General features: G+C 54.8%; 15 protein-coding genes. 9 read left to right on the top strand and 6 right to left on the bottom strand.

The window, feature by feature from the left end; all coding sequences use genetic code 11:
* The first annotated feature begins 7 nt into the window (after positions 1 to 7).
* From AC07OO_RS05515 to AC07OO_RS05485, 7 genes are all read left to right on the top strand, one after another.
* Entirely contained in the window at positions 8 to 379 is a 372-nt protein-coding gene (locus tag AC07OO_RS05515) for a hypothetical protein (protein WP_495081049.1), read from the top strand.
* A gap of 329 nt (positions 380 to 708) precedes the next feature.
* Entirely contained in the window at positions 709 to 1,770 is a 1,062-nt protein-coding gene (locus AC07OO_RS05510) for a TolB family protein (RefSeq protein WP_495081048.1), read from the top strand.
* Between the two features lie 7 nt (positions 1,771 to 1,777).
* The gene (locus tag AC07OO_RS05505; RefSeq protein ID WP_495081047.1) at positions 1,778 to 2,659 is read left to right on the top strand and encodes a hypothetical protein; all 882 of its coding nucleotides are present in this window, start codon (positions 1,778 to 1,780) and stop codon (positions 2,657 to 2,659) included.
* Positions 2,660 to 2,748: 89 nt separating this feature from the next.
* Complete coding sequence (locus tag AC07OO_RS05500) at positions 2,749 to 3,141, top strand: transposase (RefSeq protein ID WP_495081046.1); 393 nt, start codon at positions 2,749 to 2,751, stop codon at positions 3,139 to 3,141.
* Positions 3,138 to 3,935 (top strand): IS3 family transposase, encoded by a 798-nt coding sequence (locus AC07OO_RS05495; protein WP_495081045.1) that lies wholly within the window; start codon positions 3,138 to 3,140, stop codon positions 3,933 to 3,935. Before AC07OO_RS05500 ends, AC07OO_RS05495 begins: the two co-directional genes overlap by 4 nt.
* A gap of 80 nt (positions 3,936 to 4,015) precedes the next feature.
* On the top strand, positions 4,016 to 4,390 hold the full coding sequence (locus AC07OO_RS05490) for a toxin-activating lysine-acyltransferase (RefSeq protein WP_495081044.1): 375 nt from the start codon (positions 4,016 to 4,018) through the stop codon (positions 4,388 to 4,390).
* Positions 4,391 to 4,430: 40 nt separating this feature from the next.
* Positions 4,431 to 4,901 carry a hypothetical protein gene (locus AC07OO_RS05485; protein ID WP_495081043.1) on the top strand — a complete coding sequence of 157 codons (471 nt, stop codon included), beginning with the start codon at positions 4,431 to 4,433 and terminating at the stop codon, positions 4,899 to 4,901.
* 260 nt (positions 4,902 to 5,161) lie between these two features.
* Here the strand turns inward: AC07OO_RS05485 and AC07OO_RS05480 are convergent, their stop codons facing one another.
* The 6 genes from AC07OO_RS05480 to AC07OO_RS05455 all read right to left on the bottom strand — a co-directional run bounded on the left by AC07OO_RS05480 (position 5,162) and on the right by AC07OO_RS05455 (position 10,328).
* The gene (locus AC07OO_RS05480; RefSeq protein WP_495081042.1) at positions 5,162 to 6,493 is read right to left on the bottom strand and encodes a S8 family peptidase; all 1,332 of its coding nucleotides are present in this window, start codon (positions 6,491 to 6,493) and stop codon (positions 5,162 to 5,164) included.
* A 95-nt stretch (positions 6,494 to 6,588) separates the two neighbouring features.
* Positions 6,589 to 7,497, bottom strand: a complete 909-nt coding sequence (locus tag AC07OO_RS05475; RefSeq protein WP_495081041.1) for a hypothetical protein — start codon at positions 7,495 to 7,497, stop codon at positions 6,589 to 6,591.
* The gene (locus tag AC07OO_RS05470) at positions 7,494 to 7,898 is read right to left on the bottom strand and encodes a hypothetical protein (protein ID WP_495081040.1); all 405 of its coding nucleotides are present in this window, start codon (positions 7,896 to 7,898) and stop codon (positions 7,494 to 7,496) included. Before AC07OO_RS05470 ends, AC07OO_RS05475 begins: the two co-directional genes overlap by 4 nt.
* A 41-nt stretch (positions 7,899 to 7,939) precedes the next feature.
* Complete coding sequence (locus AC07OO_RS05465; RefSeq protein ID WP_495081039.1) at positions 7,940 to 8,722, bottom strand: peptidoglycan recognition protein family protein; 783 nt, start codon at positions 8,720 to 8,722, stop codon at positions 7,940 to 7,942.
* The gene (locus tag AC07OO_RS05460) at positions 8,719 to 9,744 is read right to left on the bottom strand and encodes a hypothetical protein (protein WP_495081038.1); all 1,026 of its coding nucleotides are present in this window, start codon (positions 9,742 to 9,744) and stop codon (positions 8,719 to 8,721) included. The genes AC07OO_RS05465 and AC07OO_RS05460 overlap by 4 nt, the downstream gene beginning before the upstream one ends.
* A complete protein-coding gene (locus AC07OO_RS05455) occupies positions 9,732 to 10,328 on the bottom strand; it encodes a hypothetical protein (protein ID WP_495081037.1) in 597 nt (198 codons plus the stop codon). The genes AC07OO_RS05460 and AC07OO_RS05455 overlap by 13 nt, the downstream gene beginning before the upstream one ends.
* A 372-nt stretch (positions 10,329 to 10,700) precedes the next feature.
* Here AC07OO_RS05455 and AC07OO_RS05450 point away from each other — a divergent pair, with 372 nt between their 5' ends.
* Positions 10,701 to 11,360, top strand: a complete 660-nt coding sequence (locus AC07OO_RS05450; RefSeq protein ID WP_495081036.1) for a response regulator — start codon at positions 10,701 to 10,703, stop codon at positions 11,358 to 11,360.
* A gap of 23 nt (positions 11,361 to 11,383) precedes the next feature.
* On the top strand, positions 11,384 to 13,153 hold the full coding sequence (locus AC07OO_RS05445; protein ID WP_495081035.1) for a sensor histidine kinase: 1,770 nt from the start codon (positions 11,384 to 11,386) through the stop codon (positions 13,151 to 13,153).
* Positions 13,154 to 13,168: the final 15 nt, after the last annotated feature.

Here is a 13,168-nt window from a genome sequence, read left to right as displayed (position 1 = left end):
GAGTGCAGTGCAGGCTCTGGTCTTTGAAGGCATCGGCAAGCAATCCATCGGCATTGGTGTGGCGCAGTACTGCGTAGCGGAGCATTTGACCGAGACGCTGGCGCGGGCCGATTCGGCCTTGTGCAGAGCCAAGCAAGGGGCGAATCGGGGTGTAGACGGGGCTAGTGTAAATAAAGTCGGGTTTTGTGAAATAAGTCGCAAAAAGCTGTGCCGCATCCCTAATTTATGGGGTGGGGAAAATGTGTCTGGAAAGTTAAAATCTAACGCTTTGTTACAAGCAGCCTCACCTTATCGGTCGCTGATCAAGCGACCAAAAGGAGCCCACTTTTTAGACTTACACATGATTAAAAAGTGGAGTTTGACGCAAGGACCCGATTGAAATCCGACCACAGGTCATGCATCGATTCATGCGCAAACCGCATGCCGCATAGGTAAGAAAGTGAAAAGAATGCAGGCTGCACTTCTGAAGCATTTCCTGGATATATCGGTCGCCAGTCTTGGCTAAAAGGCTGGAGATCAATTCGCGATCAAAGATGTGCTCAAAAGCTGTCTTGTTGTATGGCATCAGTTTCAAGGTGCCGAACTCAGAAAACTGTTTGGCTTCTCAGCCGCCTGAATATCGTTGCCTCATAAAAGTCGCCCATGACGTCACAGATTGATCGAGTATGCCTCCCTGCCCTTACCGGGTTGGTGCTACTGGCGCTCCTGGTGCCTAGAGCTCAAGCCCAGCCCGTTCCAGAGCCTGTCAAATACCCAGTCAACTTTGGCTGGTTCCCCAAGACGGTCAGCTTCTCACCAGACGAGACCAATGTCATGGTCACCGCATGCACCGACCCGGAGTTGTCCAAAAAGCCCCAGCGCTGCACCGTCATGCGCTATGACATTGCCGCCCAACAGTGGTCCAGCTTGGCGCATATCAATACCGACGCCAACTACGATGATGTAGCCTACAACTGGGACGGCACGGTCATCTTTGCTCAGGAGTATGCGCGCTGCGAAGGTCTGCCCGCAGGCCCGTCCCAACGCGAATACTGCGGCCACTTGGTGCTGCTGGGGTTGGATGGCAAAAAACTTCAGAACCTGACCCAGGAGCCCCACAACACCTATGCATTCCCCAGCCTGACAAGGGACGGCAAGCGCATCCTGTACTGGGGTGTCAGTAATCAACTGTCCGCCGGCATGGGTGGCGGTGCGTGGGATGTGAAAGAGCTGGATATTGCAAGCCAAACGACGGTCCAAAAGACGGACTACCAGGCGGCCTTTCCGAAAACGACACCGCGGTATTTGCCAGATGGCAAGCGGCTGATGCTGGTGGCAGAGGAGTACCCGAAGCGCCCGAATGACGAAGACTTTTTTGTCAATGACGAAAAGACCGGGCGCCGTTTCAGAACGGACTACGCAGGCCGGTTTGGCGCAAACTTGACGGTTGTTGTGGACGGCCCCCGCGCACCCATACAGCCTTTCTTTCCGGTAGAGAAAAACATGTGGCTCATGGTCCGGGATGTCTCGCGGGACGGAACGCTGGCAGTGTTTGATCGACAGGGCGTTGGCATGTGCTTTCGCTTTGTCGAAGAGCCGCTGCGCAAGGAGGCGTGTTTCACGAAGAAGCGGTCCTTTGCCCCTTCTGCATCAATCTCCGCATCCAACAAAACCGTTGCCATTGTCAGTGGTGGTGACAAACCTAGCATCAACTGGTCACTTCGCTTAATAGATGTTGCTTCGGGTGAAGTGCAAACCATCGGGATGCGCTGGCAAGCCTCCAACGAATAGGATCAACGTGAAGACCATTTGGGCGCACATCAACAAAGCTGCTGGCGACTCGGCGCTTGCTGCTGGGTTGCTGTTTGTCAGTGTATTCTGGCTGTCTTTTACATCGAACGCTGCTGCTCAGACGCCTTCACAGCCCAATCCACTTTTCCCAAATGAGATGAATGCAGCGGCGGTTGCCAAGGGCGACGTCATTGGTGATCTGGGCGGTGTGAAGGTGCGCATACCTGCGCACTTTGCAAATTACGTTGAATACGATGGGGACCCCGGCTTTGGGGAAAAACGCCAAGGCCCTGTACCGCAGAGGACTTTTGCGTCCAAATTGATGAGTTTTGGTTTTGAGGTGCGATTTCCTGATATGGCCGGGCGTACCAGCCCGGAGCTGTGGCAAGACTTCAGAAGCAAACCGAGACGTGAATCCTCTTGGCTAGGGGTAGGAGTAACCACGGGTCAGCACTATTACGGTGATGGATTCTTGAATCGATTTGTCGACTCTACACTCAAGTTTGATCCGGGAGAGCGTTTTCCCGCGTTGGCCTATCAGAAATATGGCAGGCTGCAAGAGTCCGAGTTCGGGTTGACAGTGTATGCACCAGTTGGTCAGGACCCAAAAACGCAGAAGCCATATAGAGAGCATCAGAATGCCAAGGATTTGTATGTGATGCGTAACGCGGAAGGAAGAGTGATTGCAGCAATTCAATGTGACAACCGAAGTGTGAACCCTGGCTGCTCACATGACTTCAGTATGGAGCCAGTCATGGCGGCAGCTGTATCGGTTCGTTATCGGCGAGGCATGCTTCCTCAATGGAAAGAAATCCAACAGAGTGTTCGCTACCTTATTCAAAACTTCGAGCACAAAGCTGAACTCAACCAGTCGGTTCCTTCGCGCTGAGCCAACTTTGTTGAATTCCGCTGAACCCTGACCCAACCTTGGAGTGAACCCCTCGGGCTGGACCACTGGGGGCTAACGAACTGATACGCTTGCTGGGCCTTCATAGAAGGAGCAGGTCTATATCATCAAGAGGCCCATACCGTAGGCACACCGCACAGTTCAAACTGCAGCTGTGCAGCGACATTCGCTCAGGCGCACTTGGGCGTCGTGACGCGCAGAAGAAGTATTCACTATCAGCCAATCTCATCCAGACCTGGCTGATTCAGTTCGACCGCGGTGAGCTCACCACCGAAGAGGCCGAGGCGGATGTCATCGCAGAGTACGAAGCCAAGATCGCAGCGTTGGAGCGCAAGGTTGGCCAGCTCACCATGGAGTTGGACTTGGTTAAAAAAACACCACGCCTGCACCTCGTGAGCAACAGCGAGAACTCCTCGATCATCACCGGCCCCAAGCCTGTTCCATCCGACGGGGGTGTGAAGTGATTGAGCTACCGCGCAGCACCTTCTACTACCAAGCCATGGCCAGCACAAGGTGCCTAGCCGATGCTCAATTGGTCGATCTCATCCAGACCATTCAAGACGAGCTGCCCGGCTACGGCTATCGGCGTGTCACACACGAGATTCGTCGGCGGGGTCATGTCGTCAATCACAAGCGAGTGGCGCGCCTGATGAAGACGCATAGCCTGGGTATCAAACCGCGCCGCCAGTTTGCTCGCACGACCGACAGCAACCACGACTCGCCGATCTTCCCGAACCTCTATCGCAACGTGATCCCCAGCCGGCCAGACGTAGTTTGGGTCGCGGACTTCACCTACATCCGCATCGGTACTGGCTTCTGCTACTTGGCGGCCATCCTGGATGCGTGCAGTCGCAAAGTTGTGGGCTATGCCATCTCGCGCAGGATCGACACCCCCTTGGCGCTGGCAGCACTCCAATCCGCAGTTCAAAGTCGAAAGCCCCCGCTAGGCTGCATTCATCACACCGACCGCGGCAGCCAGTACGCCAGTGAGACCTACCGCCGTGCACTTAAGGAGGCAGGTCTGCGAGGCTCGATGAGCTTACCTGGCAACCCATATCACAATGCTCAGGCCGAGAGCTTCATGAAGACGCTAAAAACCGAAGAGGTCTATATTGCGGGCTACGAGACCTTTGCCGACGTAGCGGACCGTCTGCCAAGGTTTATTGAAGAGGTCTACAACGCCAAGCGGCTTCACTCGGCACTGGGCTATCGGCCACCAAACGAATTTGAATCACAACTCGCTCAGGAGGCGGCTTAGTTCTGATGACCCCGTGGCCCAGCCCGAGGGGTTCACTCCATAAGTGGGTCAGATTTCGGCGGAAATCAACAGTCTGGCTGATGATGCAACAGGCCGGTGCGCGCCACACGCTGCTGAGCGAGTTGGACTGGCGGGTTATGCCTGCGTTGGTGCTGGAGCAGGCCAAGCTCTATATGCGTGACAGTGCACCCATTGCCTATGTGTCGTGGGCCAAGCTGTCGGACACCGCAGCCCAGCGCTACCGGGAAGCGCCACACCACTTGATGGCAGCGGATTGGAAGTCTGGCGACCAAGTCTGGATCATCGACCTGCTGACGCCCTTTGGCGGTGCCGCTGAGGTTCTGAAAGAGTTGCGCGAGACCGTGTTTGCTGGCAAGGCCGTACACCAATTGATGCCCGATACCGGAGGTGAGGCCAAGAGCTTGACTTGGCCGCCGGTGGGAACTGTGCATTGAGGCCTAAACGCTCTAGCGCTCGACTCAACATTCAAGTGCAATGAAAGTCTCAACCTGCACATTTACCCTGGCAGTCTTTGCGTTCTTGGTGGCGAATCAAGGTTTGTCCGCCCAGGAGCTTGTGCGCTCCTGCACCTTCAACGTGAAGTCGCGCTGTGCCTCTGGCGAAGCCAGCGTCACCTTGAGCGGCGGCATACCCAGCAAAGTGGCTGTGGATGTCTTCTGGTGTGGCCGCAAAGGAACCCCCGGGTACTCTTGCGTCGTGAAGTATGGGCGGGGCGATGGAGGCTCCAAGTGGCGGGATGCCGGGGGTGCTGCAGCGGTCGTTGTGGAAAACGCCGCCCCATTCAACGCGGATCAACCGGATCAGATCAAAGTCACGGTAGGCAAACACATCTCGCTAGACCTGGAGGACGCACAGTCCGGCGGTGCATGCGGCGCGGGCGCCGAACTGCCACGCGCGATCGTGATTCCTGAGGGCAAGAACCAGTGCAATGTTTGGCTGAGGTAGCTGTACCAAACAATCAATGCTTCGTGAGCATGGGTGGTGCCAAATCGTTAAAAACCTATTTTGGGTTATTTGATGTTGGCTCATGAAAATTCTGGCGGGAGCCCTCGTAGGTGTTGAATGAAATGCTACGTATTTAATAGCATCTCGCTCGACGCTGTTGAATGTGAAGCCACCGACATGCGTTCACGGAGGCCTTCACCGTCGCTGCATCCGCGGCGTAGGGCGGATCAGGCCTTGCGCGACCCGCTCCAAACCCAATCCTATTGAATGGGCGGCTCTTTGACCAATGCGCCCGAAGGCGGTAGAGGTTGAGTCAATACCGCATATGCATCCAGAATACCTGCACCTGCAACATCGTTTCCCCATATCGCTGGTCGACGTGCAGTGCGTCTGCCAATTTCCTTGAAAGCAGCCACGCGCATCCAGGGCTCTGCGTACGCCGCTTTGATGTCTTGTGCTCTAAATGTCAGCCATAGCGCAGCTACGCCCGTGGTCAATGCCGTCGAATAGGAGGTCCCATCGCCATTATTTTTGTAAACAAAAGGCCCACTCTTCTTTTCGAGGGTGGCCCGGCGCAGGTCAACTCCCGGAGCTGACCAGTCAATTTGTGGTCCCCGACTTGCTTTCGCCCATACTTGATCCAGGTTATTGGTTGCACCAACAGCAATAGTTCGCCCGTAGGATGCCGGCGCTACGACGGGGCTGACATGCTGACCAGCTGCGCAAATCAGAATTACGCCACGCTCATATGCGTGATCAATGGCCCTTTTCGCCTGGGAGGTGAGAATGGGAGGAAACGTTCCCATGCTCAGGTTGACAACGCTTGCCTTGGCTTGATCCACCAAATAGTTCAGCGCTTCCGAAAAGGCGGGGAGCTGGTCGTTGATTGCGACCGAATTTGAAATGCGAACAACAACGTGCGGAACTTTGGGCGCGCAACCGTAGAAGGTTTTTCCTTGATCCCCATTTTCATGCCAGCCGGAAATGGTTGCTCCAATCCGTGTCCCGTGTCCCCAGAAGGCCCCTGAGCACGGATCCTCACCTGTAGGCGGCCCCACTTCTTGGGTGGAGTACTCCCCGACGGTGAAAAAATTGCGACACTCTGACTCAATGATCCACGAGGGTTTTCCGGGTAGGAACCCGAGTGCTGGGTGCCTAGTAAATCCCGTGTCTATTTGCCCAACTTTGGATGACCAAGCGATGTTATCGGCACCGCCAAGTAATTGCCATGCGCTTGGTAGATTCATATTGTTCAGGTGCCACTGAATACCGTTCGCTGGTGGGACAACAATATTTGGTCGCTCATCCAACTCTGCCTCGGAGCGATGCATGACCAGCGCAAGCGCATCCCCATCCGAAATGGGGTAGATTGAATCAAACTGGATGCCCGCTTGTTGGGCTATGTACTTCCAAGGGTCGATTTTGTATTGCGCGGCAATGGCATCAACGATGTGCTTCGGCAGTAAAGCCTTGTTTCTGCTTACAGCGGTTAAGCGAACATCCAGCCCACCCAGAAGCAAGCGTCTGATAGCTTCCTGAGTTGCGGAAATGGTTTGAGTGTCTGACTCAATCAGATAGTTGTTGAATGCCATTTGCCCTCCGTTGCTTTCTGCGTTATTGAACGAATATGTCCAAAGAAAAGTTTGCTTATACAGACCGAAACCTTGTATCGAGTCCCACTCTTAGGCTATTGGACTTTGATAGACCATCCAATCTTTACCGCGCGCACACTCTGCTGGTCAAAAGGGAGCGAGCCGCTTGAATACTCTAAAAAGAAATCTTGTGGCAAGTTCGCACGTACCAACCAAAGTTGCGATTCATTCAAACCGGCAGCTTTGATGGCCGGGGGTGCAGAAGGCTCTTGGTAGAGGCGATAGTTGAATTCCAACCCTCTTACTTGCGTACCGTGCACCGGGTAGTTGTAAGAGAGTTCCAGATTTCCTCGTTGATAAGGGGTGAGACTTCCTAGCAACTTCTTGCGCTGCACGTCGGCCGTCGGATCAACCGTCCCATAGCCTAACTGCAATGTAAGGTATGCGCCCTTCGCCAAAACATCTGCCTTGGTGTACGAGGCACTAAGGCCATACATCGTTTGTTTGTTGTCGCCCCCTTGATCTGTCTCAAATGTTAGCAAGCCACCGAGGCTCGAGTATCCATTTGCTGAGTCACGGGCAAACGACCCGGTTATGGAGAAGTCCAGCACTTTGTTGGATGTCTTCGCGTCGGAGTTTGCCAGGGTACCGCGCGCCAGCAGATCAATAACACCGCCGGATACCACAGTCTTGTCTAAGTCTTGGGGAGTGAGGACTCCTGGCGGACCCGACTGCTCGTCGGGCCCCTTCGCGCTGTGCATGCCCCCGAAGACTATTTTCCGCTTGTAGCTGTAGTCGAGTCCGATGGTGTTGCCTGTGGAGGTGTTGGTGTCCAACAGCACGGGCTTAAAGACAAACCCATCGGGTGGAACATTGTTCGGGGCCTCTTTCGCACCAGACGCCGCCGGAGTAGCCGGAGTCTCCGTTTGTGCATTCACAGTAGCTGCAAAGCAGCAAACGCATATCAGGAGCCCGTTCACCACCGGATCAGTACTCTTCTTCATTTGTCCTCTCCCTTGAAGATCATGAATTCATCAATGCAGTAGGCCAGGTCTGCCATGGTTGCTGTTGCATTGAGAAGCAGATTCTGCAGGGTGACCAAGACGTCAGTGACACTGGTTGTGCCGTGCTCTGTGCGCGTGGTGTAGAGGGTCAGTATGTATTTAAGAAAGCTTCTGGCCATTTGCGACGCACGCCCTTGGTTGTCTGCGCTGGTCAGGCCTGTTTGCATCAAGCTGGCCAAGTCTTTCAAGGGGAACTTGCTGGCGTCATTGAAGGAGACCAATATTTTTTCGAATTGACTCATCAAGTCTGGGCTTCCCAGAATGTTGTACGTGGCTACGCACGCCAGAGTTGATTTGTTCCAATAGTCTTCTGGTGCTTTTTGGGGGCCTTTAGTTGCCATACGAATCTCCTTGATGAGTTAAAAAAGTCATTGCAAGCAAGCTACAGCACGCTCCAAGTCTTTGGACCCACAATGCCATCTGGGACGAGCCTGTTGTCCCGCTGTACATTGCGTACGGCTGCTTCCGTTTTGGCGCCGAAGTAGCCGTCGACTTCGCAGCCAATCACTTCTTGTAAATGGCGCACATTGGCACCGGTATCACCTCGACGGAGGGTTGGGAGATCCGGTTTCCCGGGTTCGCGGGATGGGGTGATCGCTGGAATCAGCGCCGGTGGAGGTACTGCTCCCGACAGGATCGCTGCCACATCCTGTCGAAAGACGGACATATCGAAACTAGGGTCGTCCTTGCGGCCTTTGGGCAACGCATATTCCCTGTGACCCACACAATCCTCGGCAGTCTTTCCTATGTGGCGTAGGATCGCGGCCACACCGTGCTTGTACGCGTCCAATTGCACCGCTGGCCAAGGTGAGTCATCTGCCGTGCCGGTATTCTCGGCCTCGATCCCAATGAAGCGAGCGTTGCCGCTTACGCCCTTCCATTCCCCCATACCCCCATGATTGCAACGGCCTGCCGCGATCACATAAAAGGTCCCATCACGGCCCAAACCTAGTTGCGACAGAGGTCCAGGGAGGTCTGAGCGCCCGCGAATCAATGTGGTGAGGCTCGGCATATTTCCAAGCTTCGGCCCTGCCGTGTGGTGGCAAATGATTCCGGCGATTTGTCCCATGTCGCCATTGCCCCGGCTTTCCCATCCGTCAACCTCAGCGACTTTGAGGCCCGCGCTCTTGAGCGCCGCTGAGAGCCATGTCAGTGAGTAGATCATGTTGCCACTCCTCCCTTTGCCGGTGGCAGTGATGCGTCGGGTGTCGGATCTGTAATCTGTAGAGAGCAGCCGTCGACGGAATCACCTTCCATGTGAGCATGTATTTCCAGGCCTTGTTGAGTAGTTGGCACTGCTTCGACTTGTGTGCCGGTAGCGGAAAGTGCCAGGGCCTCATGTTCACTATTTCCTGCAAGCTTGTCGGCTAGGCTGTTTGCAATGAACAGACCGAACAATCCAATCACTACTCCGCCATAGAAGTCGTTGACGGTAATAGTGAATGGGCCAGACACATCTTTCATCCGGTAAGTGAGGAGTATGAAGACGGCGGCGGACATGCTCGCGCCACCCCACAGAATCAAGGGCTCGACCAGCCACAGACGCCACCCCGAGAGTGCTTTCAAGCGGTCTTGCTGCAACACCAAAGCACGGGCTTTGGGCGACGAGAAGGAAAATAGAACCAACAGCAGAGAGCCGAGCACTGCGCCGAGACAAATTTGCCACACCGTTGGCCGTAACTTGACTTGAAAGGTCTTGCTGATAGCCATAACCGACTTTTCCTCAATGCGGACTTCCGCCATCGCAACGAAGCCGTACTCACCAGGTTGCAATGTCAACAGACTCCAACTCCCTAGCATGACGCTCCAGAACTTGAACACCGAATCGTCAAAACCTTTGCTGTGCAGTTCACAGGTCACTGTGACACTTTGGTTGGACGCAACCGTAGTCTGCTCAACCTTTGCGCAGTCCTTGGATATCTCCATACCACCGGGCTCTTCCAATGGCTTGAGGTCGAAGGATTTGAATATGACTGGTTCTGCCGTGGTATTGATCAACCGCAAGGCGATATGAAAGCGGGTGGGCAGCTCCACTTCTCTGGGTTGGGCAATCAATTCAATTCTGACGGCCCCTCCCGTTTGTAGACTAAGCGCGGTCTGCTTATCGTCCGCATCTCCAGCCAAAGCAAGCTGCGCCTGTGCGGCGATCAACAGCGTAGTAGTAAGCAATCGCGTTATTGGGAGCATGTCAACTCCCCCGCAACTGCCCGGGCATTTACAGCGAGCCTATTGACACCGTTTGAGCCTTTCCAAGGCGTCGCGCCAAACTCATTAGAAAGCGTTGCAAGAAATGTTTTGCCAATGGCGCCACAGGGATTAAGGCAGGGCATCGTCGCTGCCGGCTTGGCAGCCGACCACTGAGGGCAGCGTTTAAGGGTAGCAAAGAGTTGGTCGGCTTGCGATGGCGTGATCCAAGCGCGCGCCTTATTCATGGATTTGGCAATGACGGGGAGGTAGCTTTCAAAGGCGCCTGACCGAGCGTGCTGCATGATCTTGGTAATTCCAAATGGCAGCCTGGTTCGATCCAAGGGCTCGGATATTCTGGATAAATAGGATTCCCACAGCTTGGTAGCCCGCATTTGATAGGCTTTCATCCCCTCTGCTTCCAGCGACTCCAGTGCGTCACTCGCCTGCTTGGCCAACTGGTACCGGACTTCATCCGGATACTCATCTGGGGAGTTTGACTCTCTGTCGGCAATTTCGATAATGCACTGCATAGCGGTGTCCCCTTGCTTGGCTTGAATCATCTGACTGAGGGTATTGCTCAGCATGGGTTGTTGAGGCAAAGGACAGTTCCCTTCGACCTGCGCAACGGCTATGTGTGGCGTCAATGCACAGGACAGCACGCAGAGAAAGCAACCTGTGGTGCATGGAAATCTCATTGCAATCACCTCCTATGCCGTACCGTCAGTACACCGGCCTGTTCAATAGCCACTGGGTTCAGGGCCTTGATGCATTCTGTGAAACGCCGACGTCACCGGCAATTGGACTGAAGTCATAGCCAAGGGCTAGAGGTAACCCACCGCCGCAGGCCTCTGCAACTGAACTTTCGTTTAGTACTTTTGCTGATTGGTCCTAGCGATCCTTCGCGTATGCTCAAGCCCACCTGAAATGTTTGTTTCTGACGCTCAAGGAGTGCCGGCTTGCGAGTCCTGCTGATTGACGATCACAATCTGTTCCGCCGGGGCCTGCGCCTGATGCTGAACGATTTGGCTGCCGACCTCGATATCAGCGAAGCGTCCAATTGCGCCGAAGCCTTGGCATTTGAAGGCGATCCATTCGACTTGGTGCTGCTGGATATCAATATGCCGGGGCGCAATGGGCTCGACGGCCTGGCCAGCATCCGGCAGGCTTTTGTCACGGCATTGGTAGTCGTGGTATCGGGCGAGGAGAGTTCAAAAACCGTGCGCGTGGCCATAGATCAAGGGGCTGCGGGTTTCATACCGAAGACATCTACTCCTGAAATTATGATCAAGGCGCTACAACTGGTTTTGGAGGGGGGTATCTACTTGCCGCGTCAGGTTCTATCGGCGCAGTCCTCCGATCCGACTACTCCCGAAACGTCTGGGAACGCATGGCTATCCGTTCCAACGCATGCAAAGGTATTGGCTGGCATGACCAACCGCCAAACGGAAGTGTTGAAATTGGCGCTCAAGGGGGCACCCAACAAGATCATTGCTCGCCAGTTGGACATCTCGGAGGGCACAGTGAAGTCGCATCTGTCCACGGCCTTTCGAATGCTCAACGTACGCAATCGGACAGAAGCCTTGTATTGCGTGGCGCATCTCGGCGAGCCCATCTAGTTCCATCTGCGCACGGCTATGCCATGAGTGAATCCCCTAAGTTCACACATCGCGCGGCGATGCCGAGCGATGCAGCCGATAAACGGCGGGAGGTGCACAACCTGCACTTCACATTAAATCAGGCGGTCAAAAATACGTATTCGGTTTGGCTGCTGGCGTTTTTCATTGCCGTCTCAACTTGGCGCGACCAAGCGCCGTGGCTTCCCTGGATTTGGGTGCTCGCAGTCGGACTAGCGTTTTCGGCGCGCAATCGCCTAGTGTCTGCTGGCAAAAATCTATCAGTCCTGGAGACTTCCCCCGAACACTGGCGGCGCCTGTTCAATCTATCGACATTAGGCTGTGGTGCTATCGCGACTTCTGGTGCGCTCATGCTGTTTCCTCCAATCTCCGACACAGCGCGCATGTATATCTCCATGATCTACTGCGGCTGGCTGGCCGGTGCCATGTCTTCCCTGGGTGCTCGACCGCGCCTGTATACCGCTTACGGAATCGTTTTCGTGTCCGGTTTGGCTGCGGCCTGGTTTGTTGTAGGCAGTGAGTACCGGTACGAAGTCCTGCTCATGCTCCTGCTGTTCGTCGCCATCACCAGTGGCTTTGCCCGCAGTTTTGCGGCGCAAGTCAATGAAAGCATTGAGATACGTTATGCCAATGAACAGCTTGTCGAGAGCCTAAAAGCCGCTCGCGCTGCGGCAGAAGATTCCAGTGCGGCCAAGTCGCGATTTCTGGCGGTAGCCAGCCATGACTTGCGCCAGCCGCTGCACGCCGTAACCCTGCTCAATGGCTTGCTTGCACGCCCCCAATCACCAGAGCGGATTGCTGAGATTTCTCGCCAAATGGGTCGCGCCTTGTCGACCCTGGAACGTTTGTTCAACTCGGTACTGGATTTTTCAAAGATTGATACCGACAAGGTAAAGCCCGATCTCGGTTGGCACGATCTGTCGCGGCTCTTTGCGGTGCTCAACACGAGCTATACATCGCAGGCAACGGACAAAGGCGTAGCACTTGCCTTCACGGATATGAACGTAGCAGTGCATACCGACATTGATCTGTTGGAGCGCATGCTGCGAAACCTCCTTGACAACGCTCTGAAATTTACAGACCTAGGATCAGTCTCTGTTGAGGCTTTGTGGCTGGACCAGGCCTTGGTGATTCGCGTCAGCGACACGGGGAGGGGTATTGCCACCAACCTGCATGAGGAGGTTTTCAAGGAGTACTACCAAGTGGATTCTGGGGCAAAGACATCGGGCTTGGGCTTGGGTCTGGCCATTGTCCGCCGCTTGAGTGAACTGCTTGGGCTGCGGGTGGAGTTGCACGATGCCACGCCCCAGGGCTGTCAATTTGACATCTTTGTGCCTGCGTCCATGGTGCGCTCTCCCACCGACGCTTCCTACGATGACCCCTTGGAGGAACGGACGCCGGTGCTGTCTGGCTATTTTGTAGCGTATGTGGATGACGACGCATCGTCTAGAGACGCCTTGGCGTTACTGCTTGACGACTGGGGCTGTCGTTTTGTGATGGCGCAAACGCTGTCTGAATTAACGAAGCTGCTGGCCGATGACGACGCACCGGACGCCATATTGACCGATTTTTCGCTTGAAAACGGTGTAACGGGCCTTGATGTCATTCAGTCCATTCGCAACCGCTTTGGCGCGGTCTCCGCCGCTATCTTGACTGGTGATGTGTCTGCTATCGAACTGGAGAAGCTGGGCGAATTGGAGTACCCAGTGTTGCGCAAGCCCGTACCGGCGAAGGAGCTCAAGGGACTGCTTGAAGTATTCAAAAACATTGCTTGAAGCGCGTTCCCAGCG

Source organism: Rhodoferax sp. GW821-FHT07G04, from assembly GCF_059418585.1.
The sequence above is the reverse complement of the archived record's forward strand: the minus strand, read 5'-3'. Positions and strand labels throughout refer to the sequence as shown.